Raw genomic sequence first — 24,764 nt, 5'->3', positions numbered from 1 at the left:
CGAGTACCTCTGACTCGACCGTATTAAACGTTGGTTCAGTTGGAACGAGAGTGTTCGCCAATCCCAACACCCAATACCGGCCACGGAAAACCCTCAGGGAACGATGGAGCCACAACAGCAGATCGACGACTGGATCGAAGACCACCGCGAGGACGTCGCTACGTTTCTTCTCGAGTTCGCTACCGTGTCCAGCCCCCGAGGATACGAACGAGAAGCGGCCGAATACCTCTCCTCGTGGCTCCAGTCCAACGGAATCGAGACGCGTTTGCAACCTGTCGTCGGTGACAGAGTAAACGTCGTCGGGAAACTCCCGGGATCTCGAAACGAATCGGCCTCTCGAGTGGTTTTCAATGGTCATCTCGATACAGCATACGGAAACGCCGAGGAAGACGATCGGGTCCTTCCCGACCGTCTCCGAAGCCATACGTCCGCCTGGCGGGACGAGGACGATCTGTTCGGAGTCGGCGTCATCAACGACAAGGGACCGATGACAGCGTTTCTTTGGGCTGCACTGGCACTCGAGGCGTCGAACGTGAGCCCTGCTGGAGACATCTATCTTACTGCAAGCGCCGGTGAGATCGGAGGAACGACGACCGACGAGTCCTGGGATCCCCGTACGGTTGGAAGCGGAATTGGCACGCGTCGGTTGGTCGACGGCGGTATCACCGGTGATTACGCGATCGTTGCGGAGACGACGGATTATGCGATCGCACGGATGGAGTGTGGTGTCGTCTGGTTCGAGATCACGATAACCGGAACGCCGACCTATCAGCCTCGCCTGGCTGCCTACGAGCCAGATACCGTCATGGACGAACACCCGGGGGCCTTACCGGCGGCGTCCAAGGCTGTGCGCGTCCTCGAGCAGTGGGGGAGTGAGTATTCGAACTCGGAGACCAAAGAGTACGATCACGGAACGATGCGCCCCTCAGCAGGTGTCGGTGCGATCGAGTCCGGGAACCCGAACGCGCCGATCGTCGCACCAGGGACGGCAACTCTGTATCTCGACGTCCGGCTCCCTCCCGAAGCCGGTCCGGAACTCGTCAGAGATGAAATCGATCGTGTCCTGATGAGCGAAGGAATCGACGCAACGGTCGAGCCGTATCTCTTCCGCCGTGGATATATCGCCGACGACGAGGCGGTTTCACCACTCACTACGACCCTCTCGGACGCTCACTACGATCTGTTCGACGAAACTCCACCCGACCCACAACCAATGATAACGAGTATGTGGCGTGACATCAACGTCTTCAACGAAGTGGGCGTGCCTGCGGTCACGTGTGGGCCACCGCGTACCACGCGCGAATTCGAGGGGACGACGCACCCGTGTATGCACCTCGACGATCTCGTAGCGGGGGCGAAGTTGTACGCGCGGGCCATGGTCGACCTCTGTTGTGAGACGTGAGAGTCCGTCGGGAGTTCACAGCAGTTGTAGTAGCCAGAGAAGACCCATCCCGGCTACTACCGTCAGTATGAGGCTCTCGGTCTTTCGAGCGATTCCGAACGCCACGAGTCCAGCGACGAGGTATTCGTTGTGGAGACTGATCGAGAGCGAACCGTCGGCGAATGCGAGATCCGGTGCAGCGAGTGCCGCAAGCACCGCTAATGGAACGAAGGGGAGGACGCTTCTGACGGAAGGCGGTAGCTCGCCTATCAGTTCGATCCCCAGAACAAACGATGCTCTCAGAAGGTAGGTGGCGATGCTCAACAGTGCGATCACTGTCCACATCATCGGTGAAGAGAGGTTCTCCATCAGGGACTCACCCGGGTTCGGATTCGATCGTAATTATCGACAGAAACGCCGGCGAGGACGCCACAGATGATGGCTACGAGCAGACCGGTGTTGAAGGGCAGTCCCACTGTTGTGACGGAAACGACTGTCGCGGCGATCACCGTCATCAACGTCCCAAAATTTTCGATAGAGGGTGCCAGCAACGCGATAAAGATCAGCGGTATCGCGAACTCTAAATTCAATCCATCGCCGATGGCACCGCCGGCGAGTGCCCCGATATACGTGGCGATAACGAACGAACCGACCGCTGGTACCGTAAGCCCCAGGTAGTACCATCCCCGGTGTATATTCGACACCCTGGATGACGACTCCTTTGTTTCCCCGTCGATCTGAAATTTGCTCGTGAGTATTGCGAAGTTTATATCGAAGAGGGCATATCCCATGACTGCTCGCCATCGCCTGGATAAGTCCCGTACGAGCGGGGCTATTGATGCGCTGTAGATCATGTATCGAACGTTTATCACCATTACCGTTATCAGCACGATTGGAAGGGCAGTATCCGTTCTGAGAAGGTCGACTGCGGCAAGTTGGCCAGCACCAGCAAACATGAACAACGACATCCCAACCGCCTCGAGTGGTGCGATGCCAACCTCGACTGCCGTCGCGCCGAAGAGCATACCGAAGGGAATGTTCGGCGGAATAGCGGGTGTAATGTCACGAACGCCAGTAACGAAGTCCTCGTATTCCATACCACTACCGTACGTGCGAACTGCAATGATTGTTGTGTCTTTTCATTGGTTACCGGCTGACCGTGTCTTCAGACATCGTTTCGGCGTGGATACGATTGCGCTCTTTCGGTCTTCGTCAGCTTCACTTGGCGCATACGATCTGCCACGACTGATACGGATTGCTGGTCGATCGCCCGCTGCTCTATGGTCGACCCGTACCGACTCATGACAGCCCGTATCTGTGACGAGAGGTGCGTCCCTCGGTTACCTGGCCCTGGGACCGATGACAGCAGTGTAACTCGCTGCCGACAGAACCCTCATAACTGCTCGAGGACGTCGTCGAGTGGCCGAACGTCACCGTATTTCATGTCGATATCGAATAGCGTCGTTTCGTGTGAAATCTGTGAGCGGTCGGCAACGCACTCTTCCGGTACGATGATCCGATAGTTGTACGAGAACGCATCGACGACTGTTGCGCGGACACATCCCGATGTCGTCATTCCTGTCACGATCAGTGTGTCCACACCGTCGTAACTCAGCATACTCTCGAGTTGCGTTCCGAAGAACATGCTCGGTTTGTATTTCTCGTCGATAACGACGTCCTGTGGGCCTGGCTCGATACCGTCGGCCAACTCGTCAGGATTGTCATCGGTCGGTTCATGGCCCTGGTCGTCTTCGCCCAGGCCCGTCGACTCCGTCCATCTACCGAGTTCGACTGGGCTTCCTTCCGTCTTTGCTTTCGCATAGTATCCTCTGATTCCGTGCTTTCGTGCGTCGTCCATCAATCGTGAAATGGCTTCTACTGCAGGTTTGCCGGTCTCGGCGTATCCGTTTGGATAGTCGTCTTCGACAAACGCGTTAGTCATGTCAACGATGAGAACTGCTGGCGTCTCACCGAAACCGACTGATCCGGCATACCCAGCCTTCTCGAGCAGAACTTCCTTGTCGTCCTCTGGAACGAGCTCTGGAATGTACATCCAGTGTACGATACCAGGTGGTTCGCATATAACTTTTCCCACCACTACTCTCTCTGACCTGGCTGCTGAAATTTTCCGGATGGGTTGGATTTAATACGGTGGAGTTGCGTTGTAGATGTACACATATAGTGTGTTGAAAACTCACATGGTTAAACACAGTTCCAACAGACGCTCGTTCATGAAAGCATCAGGTACCGCAGGAGTGGCATTATCGATCGGTGTCACAGGCTGTCTGGGTGAGGAAGATACGCCGACTCCGGATTCGGACGACGACGACGGTAATGGTACGTCGGCGAACGGAGACGGGGGTAACGGAGGGACCGACAGCCTCTCTGTGGGGTTCTCTCATTATCCTGTTATTCCGCACGGTCTCCCACTCACCGTTGGTATGGAGGAGGGGTTTTTCGAGGACAACGGGGTTAGCGTAGACGATATCGTCTCAACTGATGGGGGTGGTGGTGGAGTTCGGACGATCACGACGGGGGACATCGAGGTCGGTATGTCACCTCCGAACGCAACGGCGCAAGCGTTCAACCAGGGGGCACCGCTTCACATTGTCGGCATGGCAACAGCCGTTCCGGACATCGATTACCAGACACGCGTCGACTCGGACATCGAAGAGATCCAGGACGTGGAAACGATTGCTGTAACTGACCCTGCGTCGTCCGGTGAAGCCAATGCAGTGTTATCGATAGAAGCAGCGGATGGTATCTCGCTGGACGATATCGAGTTCCTGTATACCGGTGGGCTAGGCGAAGTGATGTCCGCGGTGAGAGAAGGGATCGCCGACGTGGGTCTCAACACGAACCCGACGTCAACGGAGATGCTCAGGAATGAAGAGACACGCCGTGTGTGGCACACCAGAGACTACGTCGAGGAGTACACCGAGGACATCCTTTCGATGGGTAACATCATCCTCGACCAGGAGCCAGAACTGGCTCGAGGGTTCCTCCAGGGCTGGATCGACTCGTCCGAATGGATTCACGACAACGTCGATGAAGCAGGGCGTTTGTGGGCTGCTGAAGCCGACTTCGACGAAGAACTCGCCATCGCTGGCTTAGAGGACACGCAACCGGAGGCGTTCTTCCAAATTGGGATGTCCGAAGAGTTCGCGGATAATTTAGAGCGTGTCCTTCAGTTCGACGGAACCCTAGAGGAAGATGAGGAATTAGAGCGTGAGGAACTCTTCCGGGACGAGTACTTGCCCGAAGAGTATCAGAGTGACTGGCTCTAACGAGTTCTGCTGTACACAACAGAACTTGAACACCTATCCGACCACATACATATGAGTTTAACAGGACTTTCATCGTTACCCTATAGTAAACAGATACGGCTCGGTAGAGCAACGTTGTTGGTTGCGATATTGGCAACGCTCGAACTAGTTGGTCGTGCTGAATGGTTCGACCAACTAACGTACGTTCCACTCTCCACAATGGTGGAAACAGCGTACGGTCTTCTCGTATCGGGAGAACTCACGGACGATATCATTACGACGATCGGTCTCGTGTTCGTCTCGTTTGTGTCGGCGACACTGGTCGCGTTGGTCATAGGCTGGTTCCTGTGGCGACACGACAAGGTCAAGCAGGTGTTGGACCCGTACTTGATTGTACTGTACGCCATGCCAATATTCGTCTTTTACCCGATGTTCATCATCGTTTTCGGGCTGAACGTGTTCCCTATCGTTCTCATCGCCTTCGCGATGAGCGTCACGATCATCATTATTAGCACTGCGAACGGCTTGGCAAAGGTTCCGGACGTCCTCATCGACGTCGGACGCTCAATGGGTCTTTCGCGTCGAGAACAGTTTCGTCACGTGATTTTCCCCGCAGCAGTCCCCTATATCTTCACTGGCTTAAAGCTTGGATTCGTGTACGCATTTATCGGCGTTATCGCAAGCGAGTTTATTCTCTCGAATTCGGGACTTGGATACCAGATCTCTTGGTACTATCAGCAGTTTCAGACTGCAGATATGTACGCCGTATTACTGATAGTGATAACGCTTGCAGTCGTTGTGAATCTCGGACTGATCCGAATCGAAGACAGACTTCACCGGAGGACGTGAAATGAGTACCAAAACAACACGCACTCAAGACATATTGGATCGGACACCGTCATCGATCGCGCTCTACCGGCTGCTCGTTCCCTTCGTTATCGTCGGTCTCTGGGAGTTGTTGAGTCGGTGGATTGGGCCACGTGTTCTTCCAGGGCCAGTCCACACCTTCTCAGCCCTCTATGAGGGAATCCAATCAGGATGGGTTATCCCGAACACGAACGTGACGATGCAGGCTGTCGTTATTTCATTTCTCATCGCGACCGTCATTGGCGGTGTCACTGGGTTGATCCTCGGGTTTAACAAACCCGCCTACGACATCGTTGAACCGTTTTTCCTCTCGTTTTACTCCGTCCCAAAGATTACAATGTACCCGATATTCCTCTTTATTTTCGGTGTCGGGTTGAATACGAAAGTTGGGTTTGCAACGTTTTCGTCGTTTTTCCCGATGTTGATCATTACAATGGGGGCGGTACGCTCGATCGACGACGTCTACATCAACGTTGGAAAGTCGCTTCAGGTCTCCCGGTATCAGATGTTCCGCCACATCGTGCTCCCGTACATTCTCGTCCAGTTAGTCGTCGCTCTTCGACTTACGTTCAATAGTGCTTTCCTGGCGGTTATTCTCGTCGAACTATTCGCTGCCCGATCCGGCCTTGGCCTGGTCTTACAGCATGCTATGGGAACGTTTAACAGCGAAGAGATTCTAATCGTCGTTACCGTGTTAGCCGTTATCGCCTTTGTAATCAACATTATCTTCTACGGCGCTCAACAACTGCTTGAGGAACGCTGGAATATGACCTCCGACGAACAGATGGGGATCTAACAATGGCAAAATTAGAAATAAACAACGTTTCCAAGACGTACAACGCGAACAAACCGAACAGTGTCGAAGCCGTTCGTGACGTCAGCTGTGAACTCGATGAGGGTGAGTTCTTCTCCGTCATCGGTCCGACAGGGTGCGGTAAAAGCACGCTGATGAAAATGGTGGCTGGGCTGATCGAACCGACCGAAGGTGAAATCACGTTAGACGGTGAGTCAATTACAGGACCGCGAGAAGACATCGGGGTCGTTTTTCAGGAGGATTCGACGTTCCCGTGGCGTTCTACGCTCGAGAACGTCGAATTCGGTCTGGAAATGAGGGGTGTGGGCAAACAGGAGCGACGTGACCGTGCACACGATATTCTCGAGTTAGTTGGTCTCTCGGGGTTCGAAGACAATTATCCATCGGAGCTTTCCGGCGGAATGAGACAGCGCGTTGCAATTGCTCGAACGCTGGCGCTCAATCCGGATCTGATGTTGATGGACGAACCCTTCGGTGCGCTGGACGAGCAAACCCGACTCATTCTCGGTGGCGAACTACTCCGAATCTGTCAGGAAACCAATCAAACGACGATGTTCATTACACACTCGATTACTGAGGCTGCATTTCTCTCCGACAGAGTGTTCGTGATGAGCGCACGCCCTGGCGAGATCAAAGAACTAGTCGAAGTCGACATCGAACGACCACGAGACGAGTCGATCATGACGTCGGATAGATTCAACGAAATCACCGACGATCTGTGGGAAGCCCTGAAATCCGAGGCTCAGATTGGATTCGAGCAGTCGATGACAGTCGACTAATACGGATCCCTGTCCCACTGTCCCGACACAACTGCCCCAGGGTTCGCGGGTGCACCGGAACTGACCGACAGGAACCCGTATACGCCAAACCACGGTGTGTCGGTCCGATATTTCTGTAGCCGTTCGTTATTCGTCGTTGGCCACGGATACACACCCCGGTTGAGTAGCGGTGACAAGCGTCTCGTGTGACGCTGTCTGTGATCGTGTGTCTCTGATCAATCGGCTACAGTCACCACTGCACGTCTTCTACGCCTGCTCGGCAGACGGATCGGCGATCAGTGTCTCCGTTTCCAGTTGTGACTCTAAGCGATGGCGAGTAGCCGAGGCGATCGCCGAGTTACTGGGCGTCGTTTCCGCCCGTGCGGGCGATTCCACGTCACCGATCTCGACGCGATCGTCCCAGAATCGATGGAGCCGGCGGCGAGATTGGTTCACGGGATCGGCTCGAGCGCCCAGCGACGCTCAATCGGCAACTCCTCACAGACGGAGAGACTGATCTGACGTCTCCCGGATCAACGGCGGAAATCGTTCCCGACGAGTACAATCAACCTAGGTATTTCCGGACGTCGCGAAACCGGTCGACAGTCTCGCCCGCGTCGTCGACTGGGCTGATGACGACATCGTCTACCCCGAGCGATTCGTACTGCTCGAGTCGGTCAGCGACAGTTGCTGGATCGCCGGACAGAATCCGACCGGCTGGATCGTCCCAGCCGCGGTAGCCGTTCTGGATGAGCGACTCGACGTCGGCCGCCGCCGTGGTGGCATCGTCGCGGATCAGGGCGTCGCGGCGAAGCACGACGTCGCCCCCGCCAGCGTCGTTGAACCACTCGAGCTTTCGTTCCAGGTCGTCGTCGGTTTCTTGGACGGAGACGACCCAGGCATCGCCGCGCCGTCCGGCACGTCTGACCGCCGGTTTTGCGATTCCGCCGATACAGACCCGGAGATCCGGTCGTGGGTTGATGAGTACGCCGTCGAGGCTGACGTGCTCCCCGTCAAAAAAGACGGGCTCGTCGTCAGCTGTCAGCGATTCGATGACGGAGAGATGTTCATCGAACAGTTCGGCGCGGTTCTCGAACGAAACGTCAAACGCATCGAAGGCCGGCTCGTGACCTCCAATTGCACACCATAGGTCGAGCTGGTCGACGAAGCAATCGAGCGTACCGAGTCGTTCGGCGAGATACACCGGGTCGTATAGTGGGAGGAGACACATGACCGCGACGTGGTCGAACGTCGCGGATAGCCGGGATGCGGTCGGAAGATGCTGGAAGAAGTGGCGGTCGTCACTGATGTGGTGATCGGGACACTCCACGTAATCGAAATCACTATCGTATGCGGCCTGTGCACCTGAGACGACGTCATCGCCTGCACTGGCCGAGTCACTGTCGAGCGACTGGAAGGCGTCGATTGCGTACCCTATTTTCATGATTCAGAATGGTCTACGAGAATATTAAGGTTTGTGTCGCAATGGATACCCACCAACGATCTCCCTTCGGTTACAGCAGGCCTATGCAATCGATCGACAGCACTCATACGGTCTGCGATGACTGATTGTCGCTCGAGTTCGTGAGATAGCGTCCGAATCTCATGCTGGCTTTCTCACTACTGACGTGGGACACTGATACGGTTTACTGTAAGTCATTTCCGGCGCAACCGCCGCCCGGGTCGCGGTTGCAACGGTGGACTCGCTACACTCCTCCACCGAGACTCGTCTCACACGGTTCGACTCACCGCCGGTAAATCGGTACAGGAATCCGTATGAGTGCTTGGTTTCGGAGAGGTCCTACGCTTGTCGGACGTACGACTTACCGCGGCGGGTCCTCGAATTGGATCTCCAGTGATTTCGGCTCGGATTCGTTCATGATTGTCGTATCGTTTGGACACGAGGAAATCCCGACGATCAGATCGATCTGGGGTTCGAGTTCGATGTAATCTCCCCGGCCAAACTCCGGAGGTAGGTACTGGATTTGATCGTCCTCGACGGTAACGTGCATTCCGATGTTGAACACTTCCGGTACCTTCTCTAGCGAAAGACCACGCTCGTTGAGGGCCGTAAGCAGGTTGTCCGCGCAGTTCTCGTGAGATGGTTCGTCGTCACGTATCTCGTATAAGTACGAACAGCACATCCCCCCGGCCCACGGGAAATGGTGACCGATCGTATCTTCAGTCACACGTACCATTGGCTCCGTGTCCGGTGGGCGAGAATACAGCGTCTCGAGGCTGTGGATATCGCCTGTCCCCTCGAGCTGGTTGAACAGCACGGATAGGTCCGAGCTATAAGTGACAGAGTGGTCGTCGGCACCAACGAAGGCTGCGTCACAAACCTGTGCGCCCTCGTGTGCTACGATCCGAAACCGCTGATGTGCGGCCACCTGATACGCTCGAGCAGTCGACGCCGGAACTACTTCCGAGTGCGAGTGTGCGAACCCCATCTTACCGTATCGTATCGGTGTTCCTGTTATATAATCACTCCCACTCTGATACCGTTTCCTGTCAGCTATTTTTATACGTCCGCGAATCAAGTGGCGGTTGCGCCGGTCCACTGGGACAGTAAACCGTATGAGTGGCTGTTCTACGTTTCGCCACCCTGCTGTATCCTCTCGTCCCAACTGATACGATCAGCGATGAGTTAGCGATGACCGTCGCTAACCGGATGTTTCGTGGTCTCCGACTCGCTCACGTCGCTCGGTCCCGTGTACGGATTCTCCCTGCGTCGACTAACCCCTATCTGGTTGCCGGTCGGTCGCTCTCTATTGTGCGATTGGCCGGTATAGACCCATCGTCGTCCGCATCAGTGGCTACTATAGTAGAGTAGCACCCGTATAGCTTCACCACCGAGTGTATGCCTGTAACATCAATTCCACGGGCGGATACTCTCCGCACGGGTCCCGATACCCGTTACCCGTCGAACCCTCCCGTTTTCCGGCCTCGAGTGGGTGTCAAATCTGGGCGGCTTCGGCCCTGATCTGTTCTCCGTCGGAATGTGTTATGGAACACTGTGTGGTGTGTTACCACGAATTATCAAACCGCTAGCTTTTATTTTTTATAAAAAATAACTGGAATAATTGACTAAGGGTATTATAGATACTGTCGGTAACTGGGGAGTGCTTTGAATTACGTAAAACGATTCACCTGTTCCTATTGATTGTCTGTCCACATAGCTCGTCAACAATCTTTGAAGGACACGTCGAATTTCTTGTGGATTCGTACCACGATCGGATACCGTCCCGGACTTTCGTACTCGTTGTAACGATCTGCTCACTGCGTGCACTCGAGTGGCCATCACCGATGGCACTGACACCCGATTCACGAGCGAGCGTGCAACAGGAAATCGATTACTGCCGATTGTCTCGTACGGTCTGTGATACCTGATTGCCGGCCGATCACCCGGCGGTCTGCGATCGACCGGGATCGACTCATCGCGGTCCGCATCACGCGATTTACTGCTTTGGCAAGCCTAAACAGTAGGGTCGAACGGACCATACCACCGAACTCGACCCTGTAGTCGACGCGTGGCGGAGTAGTAAAAACTCACCGGGAGATTACGCAATTTTGCTGGGTAACGTCTCAACCACGAGCGAACCGTCCTCTCGGCTGACGGGGACTGCCGGAAGTCGTTCGTCGTCTACGGTCAGACACTCGCCGGTCTCGGGGTCGAACTTCCACCGGTGGTTTGGGCACAAGAGTATCTCCTCCCGAGCCGTAATTCGCCCGCGCTGATGGGGACAGATGGCACTGTACAGCGCAACGTCTCCGTTTTCGCGTTCGTGGAGCACGTATCGGTTCTCCTCGACTGTGACAATTTGGGGGGTCTCCTCGAGTAGTTCTTGCGTCCCAACGTCGATCATACTCCCACCGAGAGTTAGTGGAGTGATAATCGTTTTGTTAGGCTCACGACGCGACCGAGAATCACTCATCCTCGAGCGAAAACAGATGCTGGAGCGTTTTTACGCCGTCGTGGTGTCTCGATAACGGATCTCGACGCGGATAACAGCGTTCGTTTCCGGTGTCCCGTTACGAGTCACTCTGCGTCGTCGGTTGGAGTCGGTGCGGGGGCCATCTCGATGACGAGGTCACCGGGTCTGGCGGTGGGAAACGACCGAATCGCAAACACCGTTCCATCACACGGTGACGTGATCAGTTCACGTTGCCGACCTTTGAGATCCGTAATTTCGGCGAGTGACTCTCCGGATTCGACTTCGTCCCCGCCGCGAACGAATGTTTCGACGAACCCGCCTGCACCTGCGTTTAGAAACACGAGATCGGAGTACACCGTCTGGGACGAGTCGGTTTCCTCCGGTTTGCTGTCGAGAATGTCCAGATGCCGGGCGACATTTTGTATGCTCCGCCGGTAGGTTTCGTATGCCCACTCGTATACGTGAGTCCCGGACCCGGACTCGACGATGATCGACGGAATGCCACGTTCGACGAGTTCGGCGGTCATCCAGCCACTCATTTCCGTGGTATCCAACTCGACGAGATGTGAAATCCCGGAGGCAGATCCGAGTTTACTCGTCCGTTCGTCAGTCGTGGTATCGCTCATCGGAACGTACGCAAACTCGGTGTGCATTATCGTCTCTCCATCTGCACTGTGGGCATTGATAACGGCATCCGCATGTGACCGAATCAGCGAGAAAATTTCGTCTGCGAGCCGTTCGGGAAACGTCCCGTCGGGATCTCCTGGAAAGACGCTGTTGACGTCCCTCGAACCGACGTGATTGATTTGTGACCCGCGACGTTTGTTCGCGAACCCGGATGGATTCGACACTGGGAGAGCGATTACCGCTCCCGAAATCTCGCTGGGATCGAACTCGAGGGCGACGTCTCTTACGGCCAGGGACCCACCCTGTTCGTTTCCGTGGATCCCACCCTGCAGCCAGAGTGTCGGTCCCTCTCGCTCACCGTTGATGACGTAGAGATGCAACGTGACAGTCGAGAGGTCGGAGTCGACACCGACGTCGATTTCGACCCACTCTGATTCACCTTCCGGTATCTGTGCCTGTGAGATGTTGATTGTTGACACACTTATCCACTTTCTTTGATTAGTTAAAAACATTTTCGCTCACCATACGCTCGTTATATACTTCTATATGAGATTATATTAATTCACCCTTGGTTTCTATGTATTGTAGGTCTGTCCGACCGTGTACGTCGACATGGTCGTTTCTGACGCTACCGGTTCTACTCTCCACTGCAAGTGCAAACTCCTCATTCTGAGAAATAATATTCCGGGGAACCTGTAACGATATTTTCGGATATCATTATGGAGTCCTGTCTGTATATCACTGTTGTGCAGCACAATGTCGTGCTAAAGCGTGCAGCTAAAGCAGATGTACTTTCACGCAGTACCGGTGACACGTTTCAGCTTTCGAATGCGTTCGAGAACACTATTTCCGAGTACGAGGAGGAGATCCGCAAGCTAGACGAGTGTAGTGTAGAACAGGTGGAGAACCTCACCGGGAGGAAATTACCGTTCCTTACTAATATCCGTGACATTGATCGGGGTGTCCTCGCGGAATTTTGTGCGATTGCTGAACAGATTGAGCCATCAGCTGATATCATCAGGCTCACAACGATCTTGGACCAGTTTCGTCAACCGACTCCGCCTAGCGATGGTCTAACGCCGGAGTTTCTCCCAATTCGTGGAAACCGTCTTCCCTTACTACTGCAGTGCTACGAGCGAACTGTCGTATATATTTGGCGTCGCGACTGCAAGCCCTGTGATTCCGTTGCGTCCACTTTCGATGATATTTTCTCCAGTTCACCGGACGATATCCTGTTGGTTGGCGTGTATGGCCCGAACTGGGTTGAGTTCCTTCGAGATAACTACGATGTCGTTGGTGCCCCGACCACTCTATTTGCCGCTGGGAACAAGATCCATTCCCGGTTGATCGGCAACCAGTACAAAAGTAGTGTGGAGAAAGAGATGAAAAAGCTGATGAGTGACTCACGATAGATCAGTAAAGTCTGATTTTGTGAATTATCTGCCGACGATATCTCCATGTTGGATATACCATTTTTCATCCGATCGTCGCTTGGTAATACGAGTCCTGTTTCCACGATCCTCTTCGTAGTGGGTCCTTCTCGGTAATCTGGTCGAATGTCTCAAGTACTCTGATTCACTTCTCGACTAGAGATCGTCTAGGCAAGGAAACTCTTCCGGGTCGGGTCCCTCTCCCTCGGGCCATCGAGGTGAAAGATCAGCATCGTTGGGATATCGAAGGTTTCCGTTGCTGTCCCATTCCCATCCCGCTTCGGACAGCGCTTCTCGAGCTGCATCGATATCTCCGGATACGTCGTCGGTGTATTCGTATAGCATGTCGTCTGGCGCTCGCCACGGATGGGGTTGACCGAGGTATGAGGCATGTGTATCCGGTTCTCCTCGACCACGTAGCGCGACTTCAGCGATGAGTTCCCTATCGAAACACTTTCCGACTGCATCCCGGAACGCGTGGAATTTAGTTGGTCCGAACGAATACTGTGGGTACACGGACTGCGTCATATGCCCTTCAGTGACGATGATGTCGGCTTCATCGTCCATGGATTCTTCAATCTGGTCAGCAGCCCCCGGGCCGATTTGACTGATGATCTGTATCTCGTTGTTCTCGAACGCTTGCTGTGCCGATTGGGCGTCGGCGTATACGCTCAGTATGAGATCGTGATCGGGACTGTAGACTGGGTGGTCCGTGTGAGGTGAGAAGTAAATGCTCTCGTTCGGTCGGAAATCTTCGATCTGGAACGGCCCTGATCCGATAAACTCGTCGAAGTCGAGTGACGTCGGTGTCTCTTCAACCCCGGCGTCTTGCCAACTATCTTTATGAATGATACCCCATCGGGGCCATTCGCTCGTAGTCAACGGAAGGAACGGTTCAGTGGTATTGAACTCCACTGTCGTCTCGTCGATTATCTCGATTGACTCGAACGGAATACTACTGGCGTGGGGGAATACATCCGTGTTCTCGTCGAGTGTCTCGTAGGTAAACTGTACGTCCTCTGCAGTGATTGGGTCACCGTTATGGAACGTTCCATCACGAAGTTCGACTGTAAATGTTTGGCCACCGTTTGTCACCTCGTAGTCTTCTGCCAGAACGTTCTCTATCTCGTAATCTTCGTTATATCCAACGAGTGGCGAGTGCGGTATCTGACTCCAGAACGCGAGTGTTTCCGCATTCGGCATCGCGAGATAGTTCAGTGACTGTGCTCCGTCTGCGTGCATATTGCCCGATATTTGATCTCCCGTTCTCGGGCTTGACCGGATGTAGGCGTGAGGCATCGTGAAGTCGACACCGCCGGCCCCAATACCATCTGGATCTACTTCGTCGGTCCGGATTGCCCCAAACGAAGGAGTGGCATACATCGGATAGACCATTGCATCTTCACTCACAATGGACTGTGCTTGGTTGATGAGTTCTTCTCGCTCTTCTACGGTTTCGACTGTTTCTTGCTCGACGGCCACATCGGTATACTCACAGTTGGTATAGTTACCTGGATTGGCTCCTGCTTCGGGTCCTGCATAGTCGGCGGCGAACCGGCGTGTGGTTTCGTGGGGATCGAGTCGGTTTGGATTGTTTCCTGTATGAACGAATGCCAGGTTTGCGTTCCGTTCATCGTTAATAATGTTCACCCAGGCAGTTACTCCCTCGGTCCCCTCTAGTTCGACGTCCACGCCGAGCTCTTCGATATTCTCCTGGATGACGGGTGCAGCATTCTCCTGTATCTGGCTGAAGCCACCAAGACCGCTCCACCATTCGAAAACGATGGTTGGCACTCGCTCACCCAGGTCTTCATCTTCACTGTCTCCAGTACAGCCGGCTATTCCCGTGACTGCGGTCGCGCCAAGTGCGGAAAGTAACTTTCGCCGGTCGATAGACGATTCCTCGTCTTGTGATTTGCTCACAACCATACTACCAATGACTATCTTTCCCTTTGTTAAATGTATCCCCGATACTAGTCTAGCACCCAACTATAGCGTTTCCTCTGGTACACTACTCGAGGTCATCTCGTTCGAGCCTCCCGAAGACCTCTTGATATCAAGTGGGACCGAACTCTTACCGACAGACCGAGGATCCCTAAGCTGTCGGTACTTACCTTGACGACTTCGGGGTTCGTTCATCCGAACTGCTGCCTGTCAGTTCTCTATAGTAGCCATTGAATGTCATTACACACCTGATCGCCGGACAGAAGCGCGGTTCGAGTGACGCAAGAACCGCGGACTGCGACCGTGGGGAACGTCTCGTGGGCTGTGCGATCAGTGTCTAAACCGTTGCAGTTAGTACTATAGTAGAATCTCGACTCGTCCTGGGACCGAACCGGTATACTGAGCGGCTCCCGTATCAGTCGCGAGAGGCCTTAAAGCGGTTGTTGCCTCTATGGAGTAACTTCAGCGTGTATCCTCACCTACAGTCCTCGTTGACCTGCTTTCTACTTCCCGCTTCTTTCGAGGGGCCAGTACGATCAGTGATGCCCGCTGAGTCGCGAGCCGGAGTGTATTGCCGAAAATCGACTTTTATAGCTTTCAGCGATCGCACGTTGGCACGCTCTCCGACGTATCTCACCTCATGTTATATATGTGATAACTGTTGGTCGGTATCTATTCGTTTCATTGTACTTGTATAACGGGGCAAGTTATATTACCAGTGCTACTCATTGGTTTGCCATGTGCCAATAAACGACACAGACGGGAATTCGTTGGTTACACGACTTAATAGCTACTGATAGAAAATATCAATTAAGTATATGATGAAAGATACACCGCCCGGTGTGGTACGCAATTCCTTGCCGGAAAACATGCAGAATAACTACGATTCCGTATCGAACCAATGTAGCCAGAACCGATCTTGGTTCAACTGGCAGTGTCCTCGGATGGAACTAGTACCTTCGTGGAAAAAATCGAACTTTCGCACAAGGGGGTGATAACTGATGGTCGGAAATAACATCACAAACCGAATGAGTTCTGTGAGAGATAGACGCTTCTTCCGAAGTTTGATTGGAGGTATACGAATTCTGATATCTGATAAACTAACGATGATCTATTTGGGATTTATATCGTTCGTACTACTTCTCGCTGTCATTGGGCCACTGATCGTCCCGTACGGATACAACGAACGAATATACGGCCCTGACGGCGAAATACTGTTTTCCGCTGCACCTACCCTAGCGCACCCGCTAGGCACAACCGACTCTGGGTATGACGTACTCTCGCGTATCGTGTACGGTGCGAGACCGACGGTTGTCACTGGAATGGTCAGTGGATTTATGATATTCTCAATCGGGATGACTATCGGAGTTGTCTCTGGATACGTTGGTGGTCGGGTCGGAAACATTCTTATGCGTTTTACCGACTTGACGTACAGTATTCCGCTTATCCCGTTTGCACTGGTTGTCGTCGCGATATTCGGCAGCGGGTTTTATGTTTCGATAGTGATCATTGGTGCGGTTCTGTGGAGAGGACTGGCTCGCGTTATCCGATCACAGGTGCTCCAAATCAAGGAGCGTCCGTTTATCCTCGCGGCGAAAACGTCTGGTGCGAGCACCCCGTATATAATTTTCAAACACGTTCTTCCGAACGTTGCGCCCATGGGAATTCTGTTTCTTGCCCTGGGTACCGGATACGCGATCGTCATCCAAGCTGGACTTGCTTTTCTTGGTGTAACGGACCCGTTCGTCCCGTCGTGGGGGATTATGGTTCGTAACGCCTACGAGTCGGGAATGATGTCGTCGGCACTGTGGTGGTCGTTACCGCCTGGCTTTTTGATCTCTATAACAGTCCTTTCGCTCTTCATGCTTGGCCGTCGATTGGAGTCACAAATCACACAGAATGAGGAGTCCATGATCGCTGAGGCAGGATAACATGTCTGATGACCCACTGCTAGAAGTAGAAAACCTCACTGTACAGTACAAGACGAAGGAAGGAATGCTAACAGCCGTTTCAGACGCATCCTTTGGAATATCCGAAGGAGAGTACTTCGGTGTCGTTGGTGAATCCGGCTGTGGAAAGAGCACGTTGTTGCTGTCGATACTCAACGCTCTCGATTCGAACGGTCAAGTGACGAACGGAGTGATCCGTTACAAGGGGGAAGAAATCCAGGATATGTCTGAACAGGAACTGAATCGGCGGATTCGATGGAAAGAGATAGCCTATATCCCCCAGGGGTCGATGAACAGTCTCGACCCGCTTGAAAGAATTAGTACACAGGCTGTACAACTCGCCGACCTTCATTCGGACCTTGACGAGCAAGAGGCGCTAACAAAATTCGAGGAGATGTTCGAGATCGTTGGGATCGATCCGGAACGAATCCACGATTATCCTCACCAGTTCTCGGGTGGAATGAAACAGCGAGCAATTATCGCGCTTGCACTGTTTCTCGAACCCTCTCTCATTATCGCTGACGAACCGACGACTGCACTCGATGTGATTATGCAGGACCAAATTTTCAAGCACATCGACGATATCGTCGACCGAGTTGGGACGAGTATCATGTTGATCACTCACGATATCGCTGTCGTATTCGAATCCTGTGATCGGATGGCTGTTATGCATGGTGGACAGATTGCAGAAGTTGGTCCAGTTACGCGGATAGACAACGATCCCCATCACCCGTATTCCACGCTGTTACAGGAGGCATTTCCTGACATCCGTGAACCGGACCGAGATTTGAGCGTGATCGAGGGGAAACCGCCCCGGCAGATTGGTGAAACCGATTATTGTACGTTCGTCGATCGCTGTCCATGGGCAATAGAGGAGTGTCGAGAAGCACCTCCACCTCTCGAGAGGGCTGAGGCTGATCGTTCCGATCACTTCGTCTCCTGTTTCAGAAAGGACGACATTCGCGAAGAGAACGAACAGGGAACCGACGACCGGAAAGCGCCCAATCAAAAAAGCGGGAGTTTAGCAAATGACGAGTGACATGCCTCTATTGCAGGTGAAAAACCTAGAAAAGTACTACGATCAGCAGGCTGGGATCGTCGACTGGATCCTTCGAAAAGACTCTGACCCAGTTCAGGCGGTTGACGGCGTCTCTTTCAGTCTGGACGAAAATGAGAGTATGGGAGTCATCGGTGAGAGTGGATGCGGGAAAACGACACTGATCGAAACCCTCATTGGGCTACACGAACCGACGAGTGGTGAGATCTTATTTAAAGGGACGGACGTTTCTACGTTCGACAAAGGCGACTGGAAACAGTTCCGACGAGAGGTCCAGATGATTTTCCAGGATCCGTTTAACGCGCTCGATCCAAAACTAACGGTTCGTGAAACACTCGAGGAGCAGTTAAAAATCCACGATATCGACGGGAGGGACAGACGAATACGAGACGTACTCGAACAGGTTGAACTCTCTCCCGTAGATAACTACCTCGATAGGCTACCGAAGCAGTTGAGTGGTGGACAGAAGCAACGAGTATCGATTGCTCGTGCACTGATCGTTGAACCGGAGCTCATCCTCGCTGACGAACCTGTGTCGATGCTGGACGTTTCGACGCAAGCGGCGATTCTTCAGTTGCTCTCTGATCTGATCGACGACTTTGGGGTTTCGATGGTATACATCTCCCACGACCTTTCGACGGTCTCGTACGTTTGTCATCAGTTGCAGGTCATGTATCTGGGGAGAGTCGTCGAATCGGGAGCAACAGAGGTTGTCTTGAACGAGCCCAAACACCCGTATACGAGAGCACTCCTCTCTGCAATTCCGATTCCCGATTCGGAGGCTGAACGCGAACGGACCGAGCTCCCCGGAACACCCGGTGACCCGATCAATATAGGGAACGGATGTCGATTCAGGGATCGGTGTCCGGACCGAATGGAGATCTGTGACAAGACACCGGAATCGTATTCTCTATCGACAGATCATCACGTTGCCTGTCACCTCCACTCCGAACACGAGGACCTGAATGCGGTTTCATCGAATGGCGACGTAGCGAACGGCCAGTCTATCTCCGCTGGTGAAGGGGGTGACGAACTGTGAGCAAAGTTCGATTCTTCTTAAAGCGAATTACGCAGACCGTTTTCCTGCTGTGGCTCGTACTGACGTTTCTCTTCTTCCTCTTCCGCTTGATGCCGGGTGATGTTTCCGATATACTCCTCTATCAGGGTGCGGACCCGGATACGGTTGCCGAATTCGAAGAGTCGTGGGGTTTGAACGATCCGCTCTACGTCCAGTACTTCCAATATATCTACAATTTCATCCTGCTTGATCCGGGATACTCTGTACAGACAAACGAACCCGTCTGGGACTTCGTAAAGATGAATATCTTCAATACGTTCATCCTTGCGGCTCCTGCAATTACGCTTGCATATATTCTGGGCGCAATCATTGGGACGGTAACTGGGACTAAACGTGGCGGAAAGTTGGAGAAATTCGTCCCCGTTCCGTTACTCACGATTGGCGCCATTCCGGAGTTTTTCCTGGCAATACTGATGATTATCGTCTTCGCCGGCTTTTTGGGATGGTTCCCGACCTCCTCGATGATCGACCCGGCTGTTGCGAATCAGTACAGCGACGATCCGTGGTGGCGAATCTACTTTACCCAGTCGTTCGCGATGCACTTTGTACTCCCGTTCACGACAGTCGTTTTGCGCTATCTCTTCCTCCCATCGCTCATCATGCGGACGAGCGTCGTTGAGGTACTTGGTCAGGACTTCATATTCTACAAACGAGTTACTGGCCTTCCGAAGAGCGCACGTCTAAAATCAATTGCAAAACACTCCAGCCTACCAGTAATAACGCTGTACCCGATCTCGATGGCACGTGCTATCGGGGGGCTCGTACTCATCGAAACCGTGTTCAATTGGCCGGGGATGGGGTATGCACTGGTTCAGGCGGTTCTTGCGCGTGACTTCGCGACAGTTCAATTCGTATTTTTCGTTATCGCGGCATTCGTTATCGTGGCTAATTTCGTTATTGACATCTTCTACAGCGTCATTGACCCGCGTGTTAGTCTCGACGACTAACGACCTACTATCATCGTCCGTTTTCCCTGAACTCTTCTTCGAATCGACGCCGTGACGCTTTCCCGGGAGTATGCTTTACGGCGCCTCTTTCAGAGCCTCGATCAGGACATTGAGGCTGACCACGTCGGCGTACTTCATGTCCATATCGAACAGGGAGACCTCGTGGGAGACCTGTGAACGGTCGGCCACGCACTCTTCGGGAACGATCACTCGATAGTTGAGCGAGAACGCGTCGACGACCGTCGCGCGAACGCATCCGGAGGTCGTCATTCCTGTCACGATCACGGTGTCGACGTTCGAGTAGTTGAGCATACTCTCGAGTTGCGTCCCGAAGAAGACACTCGGCTTGTACTTCTCGAAGACGACGTCGTCTTCGGTGGGTGAGAGTTCGGTGGTGAGCTCGGTCATCTCCTCGGTCTGGTCCGCTTCGCCCCACTGTCCTGCCTCGACGCGGTGCTCTCCCTTGAGAGACCGCGAGTAGTATCCGCGGATGCCACGCTCGCTCGCTTCCTCCATCAGTCGGGCGATTGCACTCGCTGCGGGTTCTCCGGTCTCCGCGTAGCCGTTGGGATATTCGTCCTCGACGAACTCGCGGGTCATGTCGACGACGAGAACGGCGACTTCTTCGCCGAGACCCATCTCACCACCGAACTCCGCCTTGTCGACCATCGTCTGTCGGTCCTCCTCGGGAACGACGTCCGGAACGTACATCGATTGACTGGCTCGCCTCTAATGACTTATAGTTAGCTCTTATTCGACCTCGAGGTACCACATCGAGACGTTCTCGGGACAGGTGTCTCCACGACACTCGAACGTAGATAGTGGCATACGGTCTGCTGTCCATCGGTACTGCCGCATCCGGAGAACGGGTCCCGGATGCGGCGGTACACAGGGACAGCAATCCCTCTGAGACGGGCTGCTGTCTCACGGGTTGCCATCCCGATCTTTCGGTCTCCTCCAGGGGTCACGGCTGTGCCGGCACTGACTGATACGGATTGCTGTAACGGTTTACCGGTGAAACCGCAGACGGCTCGTGGTTTCGCCGGTAACGATTTACAGCAGACCGTATGACAGGAAGCCATATTGCTCTTGGATTTTGTTCGAGTCGTTCTCTCCCAACATGGCGGATAGTAAGCCGCCTGGCCCGTCTGCTCGGGACCACGGAGGACGCACTCTCGCCGTCGTTCTCTTAATTTAACATCGACTAGAAGTGGTATGTGGTACCATGAAACTAAGACGATCCAGTCTGAATACGACGAACATATGTCCGAACAAGAGGCTCGACGATCAAATATTGGACTTCGTTCAGAACTCGAGGAAGACGAACTCGTGGAGACGATCGGGCTCGACGACGAGGAGTGGGCGTGGCGAAAAGAATTCGTCGGATTCGACGGAGACGACGAAGCGAATTTGACGGAATTGACTGAGTTGTTCGAGACGATCGCAGACGAGTTTACCAGGACGTTCTACGAGCACCTCACGTCGTACGACGAGACGACGGACGTCCTCGAGCGGTCCGATCGCTCGCTCGAGCAGCTGAAAGAGACGCAGGCTCAGTATCTCCGGAGTCTGGGTGCGAACGCGTACGATACTGGTGCCGATCCGGGCTACGGGGGTGACTATTTTCGCCAGCGAGCAGTGGTCGGCAAACTTCACAGCATGCTCGAGATGCCACAGAAACACTACATCGGCACGTACATGCTCTACCACGAGGTGCTCATCACGGAGTTGTTCGACCGATTCCTCGAGGATCTCGAGGTAGAGGATACCGACACAGCGGCGGTGACAGATCGGTCGATGGAGCTTCGAGAGAACATTCTCTCCGTACTTCGGATCACGAATCTCGACCTCCAGGTTGCGATGGACACGTACTTCGAGAGTGAGGCCAAGAGCATCTGGGTCGATGCACTCAATGAAATGATCAACCCGGTGATCGTGATCGACGAGGAAAGCGAGGTGCTGGTGTTCAACGATGCAATAGAGGACTTGCTGGGGATTTCGAAACAGGAGGCAGAACGGATGGAGATGTGGGAAATCTTTCGGACGAATGAGACCCACGGAACGAAAGAAACGGTCATCGAATCCGTTCTCGAGACCGGCGAGCCGGTACGGGATCTCGAAACGCAGATCGAAAACCATCGGGGTGAAACGCTCGACGTTAATTCGGCAAGCGTTCCGATGTACGACGAAAACGGGGACTTGCAAGGCGCTGTGGGCGTGTTCCGGGATGTTACTGAACTCCGAGAGAAGGAACGAGAGCTGTCGGAGACTCGCGAACGGGTGACCAACGAGGTCAACTCGCTCGCTCGCGATCAGGTGACGACGTCGGATGAACTGACGGAGACCATGGACGACCTCGAGGAGCGTGTCACCGAGCAAGTCGAGATGGCAAACGAGATGAAAGAGGAACTCCGGGAGTACAGCGCGACTATGGACGACGTCGCGGCGAGTGCAGAGGAGGTCGCAGCGGCTGCCAGAGAGTCACAGCGGCTCGCTCGATCCGGTCTCGAGACGAGTTCGGACGCGAAAGATGGGATGGACGCCGTCGTAGAGAGCGTCGACGAGTTACTGGCGACGGCAGAGCAGTTGTCCGATCGGACCGCTGAAATTGACGATATCGTCGACGTCATCAACGACATCGCCGATCAGACCAATATTCTGGCGCTGAACGCGAACATCGAAGCGGCACACGCCGGTGACGCTGGCGACGGGTTCGCGGTCGTCGCGGACGAAGTCCAGTCGCTGGCCACCGAGACGAAAAATCATACGAAGGAGGTCAGAGCACAGATCGAGGAGGTCAAGCGCCAGGCCGACGAAACCGTCAGGGAGGCCGGTGAAACGACCGACCGAGTCACCGAAGCGAGCGAGAACGTCGAGGCGGCGTTCGAGTCCTTCGAGGAAATCGTGTCTGCCGTCGAGGAGGCTGCCGACGAGGTCGAGGCGATCGCAGCGGCCAACGACAAACAGGCCGACAGCGTCGATACGATGGTGACGATGGCGGAGTCGTACGCGGAACACTCCGAGGCGGCACTCGAGGCCGTCGAAACGACGAGGCGGGTCGCCGAGACGCAAGCGGAGACGGCCCAACAGATACAGACGCGTATCGGCGACTTTGCCGACGAAATGGACTAACGAGTTCCCTTACGTAAGCTACCGATGCTGACAAGGCCCTGTGGGTGTCTGTGAGCCCGTCTCGTGACATCGAATTTCATGGAGGTTTCCGTATCGATAGCCTGATTTGTGGGGTCTGCTTACCTGGGTTACATGTCTTCGTTGCGTCGTCGTCTCTTCGCTGTGTGGCGTGAAACGTTCTCGCTTTCGTGGCCCGTCGCGATCCAGGAGACGCTTTCGACGCTGATGCGAACTGTCGACATTATCATAACGGGTCTCTTTTCGCCGGCAGCGGTTGCAGCGGTCGGCATCGCTGACCTGTACGCACAGATCCCGATGCGAATCGGGTCGGGATTGGGGGCTGGTGCGATCGCTCTCTCGAGTCAGGATACGGGACGCGGGGCGGAACTGACGCGTGATAAAGCCGTCACGCAGGCGATTGCACTCGGGTTTGCGACCGGATTGCCGCTTATTCTTCTGGGGTATCTGTTCGGCGATCTCGCCATCGCAATCCTCGGGTCTGCCCCCGATGTCGTCCAGATTGGCGGTCTCTATCTGATGATCGTCTTCGCAGCGTCGCCGATGCGGATCGTTGCACTGACTGGATCGCGTGCGCTCCAGGGGACCGGCGACACGGTCACGCCGATGTACATAAACGGCGTATCGAACGCGTCGAACATTCTGCTTTCGGTCGTGCTCGGCCTCGGCTTCTGGGTTGTCCCCCAGTTCGGTGTCGTCGGCGTCGCGCTGGCGACGGCGATCAGTCGGACGGCCGAGGCGTTGTTGATGCTTCTTGCGATCGCGAGCGACCGGACGACTGTCGGCTACGCGTGGTCGACGGATTCGACGATAGCAACCCAACTCGTCGCGGTTGCCGTCCCAAATATCGCGGAAGGAATGACGACGTCGATCGTGAGCTATCCGTTCAACGCGTTGTTGTTGACTTTCGGGACGGAGGTGAACGCTGCCTACCACATCGCGCGGCGAATCTATCACCAGACGACCGGACCGCTCTACCGGTCGTATAGCGTCGCCTCGAGTATCATCGTCGGACAGCAACTCGGAGAAGGCGATCCGGAGCGAGCCCGGTTTTCGGGACTTTCGATCGCGGCGTTTGGCGTGTTGACCCTCGGTGCGGCTGGGCTCGGATTGATCGGGTTCGCCGAATACCTGGCGACGCTGTTCTCGAACGATCCGACGACTATCGAGTACGCAACTGACTTCACGCGAGTGTTCGGTGTGATGCTGTTTTTCGTCGGGATCTTTTTCCCGATTGCCGGTGCGTTACGCGGGGCCGGCGATACCAGAACGCCGTTTTACGCTCGTCTCACCGGCTCGTTCGGATTCATGCTTGGCTTTTCCTACGTGACGAGTATCGTGCTCGGATACGGCCTGTACGGCGTCTACGCGGGAATGGCGCTTACGTACGTTTGGTGGGCGCTTATCGTCTCCATTGGCTTCCTGTGGGGTGGCTGGGCGGACAAAGCGGAGGCGATGATCGCGGAGCGCGCCTCGTCTTCGGATTGATCACGAGCCGAAATGTTGCCGTGATCCCACTTTCCGGTTGACCTGTTGCCAACCGTTTTCTGTCGTATTATAA

At 54.3% G+C, this 24,764-nt stretch carries 21 protein-coding genes; 12 read left to right on the top strand and 9 right to left on the bottom strand.

Translation table 11 applies throughout. From position 1 onward, the window contains the following. Positions 1-103: 103 nt before the first annotated feature. Complete coding sequence (locus GRS80_RS01455) at positions 104-1,402, top strand: M20/M25/M40 family metallo-hydrolase (protein WP_160046003.1); 1,299 nt, start codon at positions 104-106, stop codon at positions 1,400-1,402. 15 nt (positions 1,403-1,417) lie between these two features. Here the strand turns inward: GRS80_RS01455 and GRS80_RS01450 are convergent, their stop codons facing one another. The 3 genes from GRS80_RS01450 to GRS80_RS01440 form a co-directional block, all read right to left on the bottom strand. After that, positions 1,418-1,750 carry an AzlD domain-containing protein gene (locus tag GRS80_RS01450; RefSeq protein WP_149080911.1) on the bottom strand — a complete coding sequence of 111 codons (333 nt, stop codon included), beginning with the start codon at positions 1,748-1,750 and terminating at the stop codon, positions 1,418-1,420. Next, the gene (locus GRS80_RS01445) at positions 1,750-2,478 is read right to left on the bottom strand and encodes an AzlC family ABC transporter permease (protein ID WP_149080910.1); all 729 of its coding nucleotides are present in this window, start codon (positions 2,476-2,478) and stop codon (positions 1,750-1,752) included. Before GRS80_RS01445 ends, GRS80_RS01450 begins: the two co-directional genes overlap by 1 nt. A gap of 296 nt (positions 2,479-2,774) precedes the next feature. Further along, entirely contained in the window at positions 2,775-3,434 is a 660-nt protein-coding gene (locus tag GRS80_RS01440; protein WP_160046002.1) for an isochorismatase family protein, read from the bottom strand. Positions 3,435-3,549: 115 nt separating this feature from the next. Between GRS80_RS01440 and GRS80_RS01435 the strand changes: the two genes are divergently transcribed. The 4 genes from GRS80_RS01435 (at position 3,550) to GRS80_RS01420 (ending at position 7,107) form a co-directional block, all read left to right on the top strand. Next, positions 3,550-4,668: an ABC transporter substrate-binding protein gene (locus tag GRS80_RS01435; protein WP_343161400.1), complete on the top strand. Its 1,119-nt coding sequence runs from the start codon at positions 3,550-3,552 to the stop codon at positions 4,666-4,668. 129 nt (positions 4,669-4,797) lie between these two features. Beyond that, positions 4,798-5,496: an ABC transporter permease gene (locus GRS80_RS01430; RefSeq protein WP_160046000.1), complete on the top strand. Its 699-nt coding sequence runs from the start codon at positions 4,798-4,800 to the stop codon at positions 5,494-5,496. 1 nt (position 5,497) lies between these two features. Next, entirely contained in the window at positions 5,498-6,310 is an 813-nt protein-coding gene (locus GRS80_RS01425) for an ABC transporter permease (RefSeq protein WP_149080906.1), read from the top strand. Positions 6,311-6,312: 2 nt separating this feature from the next. Next, on the top strand, positions 6,313-7,107 hold the full coding sequence (locus tag GRS80_RS01420) for an ABC transporter ATP-binding protein (protein ID WP_149080905.1): 795 nt from the start codon (positions 6,313-6,315) through the stop codon (positions 7,105-7,107). Between the two features lie 544 nt (positions 7,108-7,651). Here the strand turns inward: GRS80_RS01420 and GRS80_RS01415 are convergent. From GRS80_RS01415 to GRS80_RS01400, 4 genes are all read right to left on the bottom strand, one after another. Then, positions 7,652-8,530 carry an LLM class flavin-dependent oxidoreductase gene (locus GRS80_RS01415; protein ID WP_160045999.1) on the bottom strand — a complete coding sequence of 293 codons (879 nt, stop codon included), beginning with the start codon at positions 8,528-8,530 and terminating at the stop codon, positions 7,652-7,654. A 379-nt stretch (positions 8,531-8,909) separates the two neighbouring features. After that, positions 8,910-9,536 carry an urea carboxylase-associated family protein gene (locus GRS80_RS01410; protein ID WP_235019606.1) on the bottom strand — a complete coding sequence of 209 codons (627 nt, stop codon included), beginning with the start codon at positions 9,534-9,536 and terminating at the stop codon, positions 8,910-8,912. A 1,110-nt stretch (positions 9,537-10,646) separates the two neighbouring features. Beyond that, positions 10,647-10,952 (bottom strand): Rieske 2Fe-2S domain-containing protein, encoded by a 306-nt coding sequence (locus GRS80_RS01405; RefSeq protein WP_160045997.1) that lies wholly within the window; start codon positions 10,950-10,952, stop codon positions 10,647-10,649. Positions 10,953-11,125: 173 nt separating this feature from the next. Then, on the bottom strand, positions 11,126-12,127 hold the full coding sequence (locus GRS80_RS01400; protein ID WP_160045996.1) for a succinylglutamate desuccinylase/aspartoacylase family protein: 1,002 nt from the start codon (positions 12,125-12,127) through the stop codon (positions 11,126-11,128). Between the two features lie 267 nt (positions 12,128-12,394). On the opposite strand from GRS80_RS01400, the gene GRS80_RS01395 reads away from it, so the two are divergent. Continuing rightward, positions 12,395-13,060 carry a hypothetical protein gene (locus GRS80_RS01395; protein ID WP_160045995.1) on the top strand — a complete coding sequence of 222 codons (666 nt, stop codon included), beginning with the start codon at positions 12,395-12,397 and terminating at the stop codon, positions 13,058-13,060. Between the two features lie 174 nt (positions 13,061-13,234). Here GRS80_RS01395 and GRS80_RS01390 read toward each other — a convergent pair whose 3' ends face one another. After that, positions 13,235-15,007, bottom strand: a complete 1,773-nt coding sequence (locus GRS80_RS01390) for an ABC transporter substrate-binding protein (RefSeq protein ID WP_160045994.1) — start codon at positions 15,005-15,007, stop codon at positions 13,235-13,237. Between the two features lie 1,016 nt (positions 15,008-16,023). Between GRS80_RS01390 and GRS80_RS01385 the strand changes: the two genes are divergently transcribed. The 4 genes from GRS80_RS01385 to GRS80_RS01370 are packed head-to-tail and all read left to right on the top strand — an operon-like array spanning position 16,024 to position 20,053. Further along, positions 16,024-16,953: an ABC transporter permease gene (locus GRS80_RS01385; RefSeq protein ID WP_343161399.1), complete on the top strand. Its 930-nt coding sequence runs from the start codon at positions 16,024-16,026 to the stop codon at positions 16,951-16,953. Between the two features lies 1 nt (position 16,954). Beyond that, complete coding sequence (locus GRS80_RS01380) at positions 16,955-18,010, top strand: ABC transporter ATP-binding protein (protein WP_160045992.1); 1,056 nt, start codon at positions 16,955-16,957, stop codon at positions 18,008-18,010. Beyond that, a complete protein-coding gene (locus tag GRS80_RS01375; RefSeq protein WP_160045991.1) occupies positions 18,000-19,067 on the top strand; it encodes an ABC transporter ATP-binding protein in 1,068 nt (355 codons plus the stop codon). The genes GRS80_RS01380 and GRS80_RS01375 overlap by 11 nt, the downstream gene beginning before the upstream one ends. Then, a complete protein-coding gene (locus GRS80_RS01370; protein WP_160045990.1) occupies positions 19,064-20,053 on the top strand; it encodes an ABC transporter permease in 990 nt (329 codons plus the stop codon). Before GRS80_RS01375 ends, GRS80_RS01370 begins: the two co-directional genes overlap by 4 nt. Before the next feature lie 75 nt (positions 20,054-20,128). Here the strand turns inward: GRS80_RS01370 and GRS80_RS01365 are convergent, their stop codons facing one another. Next, positions 20,129-20,764: an isochorismatase family protein gene (locus tag GRS80_RS01365; RefSeq protein ID WP_200840300.1), complete on the bottom strand. Its 636-nt coding sequence runs from the start codon at positions 20,762-20,764 to the stop codon at positions 20,129-20,131. Positions 20,765-21,316: 552 nt separating this feature from the next. On the opposite strand from GRS80_RS01365, the gene GRS80_RS01360 reads away from it, so the two are divergent. Continuing rightward, positions 21,317-23,185: a methyl-accepting chemotaxis protein gene (locus GRS80_RS01360; protein WP_160045989.1), complete on the top strand. Its 1,869-nt coding sequence runs from the start codon at positions 21,317-21,319 to the stop codon at positions 23,183-23,185. Positions 23,186-23,317: 132 nt separating this feature from the next. Further along, the gene (locus GRS80_RS01355) at positions 23,318-24,691 is read left to right on the top strand and encodes an MATE family efflux transporter (protein ID WP_160045988.1); all 1,374 of its coding nucleotides are present in this window, start codon (positions 23,318-23,320) and stop codon (positions 24,689-24,691) included. Positions 24,692-24,764: the final 73 nt, after the last annotated feature.

The sequence above is a fragment of the Natrialba sp. INN-245 genome, from assembly GCF_009807105.1.
GTDB lineage: Archaea > Halobacteriota > Halobacteria > Halobacteriales > Natrialbaceae > Natrarchaeobius > Natrarchaeobius swarupiae.
The sequence above is the reverse complement of the archived record's forward strand: the minus strand, read 5'-3'. Positions and strand labels throughout refer to the sequence as shown.

What these genes read in the sequence shown, in the direction of transcription:
- GRS80_RS01455 (WP_160046003.1), top strand. Translation starts at nt 104, where the DNA reads ATGGAGCCACAACAGCAGATCGACGACTGGATCGAAGACCACCGCGAG.
- GRS80_RS01450 (WP_149080911.1), bottom strand. Translation starts at nt 1,750, where the DNA reads ATGGAGAACCTCTCTTCACCGATGATGTGGACAGTGATCGCACTGTTG.
- GRS80_RS01445 (WP_149080910.1), bottom strand. Translation starts at nt 2,478, where the DNA reads ATGGAATACGAGGACTTCGTTACTGGCGTTCGTGACATTACACCCGCT.
- GRS80_RS01440 (WP_160046002.1), bottom strand. Translation starts at nt 3,434, where the DNA reads ATGTACATTCCAGAGCTCGTTCCAGAGGACGACAAGGAAGTTCTGCTC.
- GRS80_RS01435 (WP_343161400.1), top strand. Translation starts at nt 3,550, where the DNA reads ATGTACACATATAGTGTGTTGAAAACTCACATGGTTAAACACAGTTCC.
- GRS80_RS01425 (WP_149080906.1), top strand. Translation starts at nt 5,498, where the DNA reads ATGAGTACCAAAACAACACGCACTCAAGACATATTGGATCGGACACCG.
- GRS80_RS01420 (WP_149080905.1), top strand. Translation starts at nt 6,313, where the DNA reads ATGGCAAAATTAGAAATAAACAACGTTTCCAAGACGTACAACGCGAAC.
- GRS80_RS01415 (WP_160045999.1), bottom strand. Translation starts at nt 8,530, where the DNA reads ATGAAAATAGGGTACGCAATCGACGCCTTCCAGTCGCTCGACAGTGAC.
- GRS80_RS01410 (WP_235019606.1), bottom strand. Translation starts at nt 9,536, where the DNA reads ATGGGGTTCGCACACTCGCACTCGGAAGTAGTTCCGGCGTCGACTGCT.
- GRS80_RS01405 (WP_160045997.1), bottom strand. Translation starts at nt 10,952, where the DNA reads ATGATCGACGTTGGGACGCAAGAACTACTCGAGGAGACCCCCCAAATT.
- GRS80_RS01390 (WP_160045994.1), bottom strand. Translation starts at nt 15,007, where the DNA reads ATGGTTGTGAGCAAATCACAAGACGAGGAATCGTCTATCGACCGGCGA.
- GRS80_RS01385 (WP_343161399.1), top strand. Translation starts at nt 16,024, where the DNA reads ATGGTCGGAAATAACATCACAAACCGAATGAGTTCTGTGAGAGATAGA.
- GRS80_RS01380 (WP_160045992.1), top strand. Translation starts at nt 16,955, where the DNA reads ATGTCTGATGACCCACTGCTAGAAGTAGAAAACCTCACTGTACAGTAC.
- GRS80_RS01375 (WP_160045991.1), top strand. Translation starts at nt 18,000, where the DNA reads ATGACGAGTGACATGCCTCTATTGCAGGTGAAAAACCTAGAAAAGTAC.
- GRS80_RS01365 (WP_200840300.1), bottom strand. Translation starts at nt 20,764, where the DNA reads ATGTACGTTCCGGACGTCGTTCCCGAGGAGGACCGACAGACGATGGTC.
- GRS80_RS01360 (WP_160045989.1), top strand. Translation starts at nt 21,317, where the DNA reads ATGTCCGAACAAGAGGCTCGACGATCAAATATTGGACTTCGTTCAGAA.
- GRS80_RS01355 (WP_160045988.1), top strand. Translation starts at nt 23,318, where the DNA reads ATGTCTTCGTTGCGTCGTCGTCTCTTCGCTGTGTGGCGTGAAACGTTC.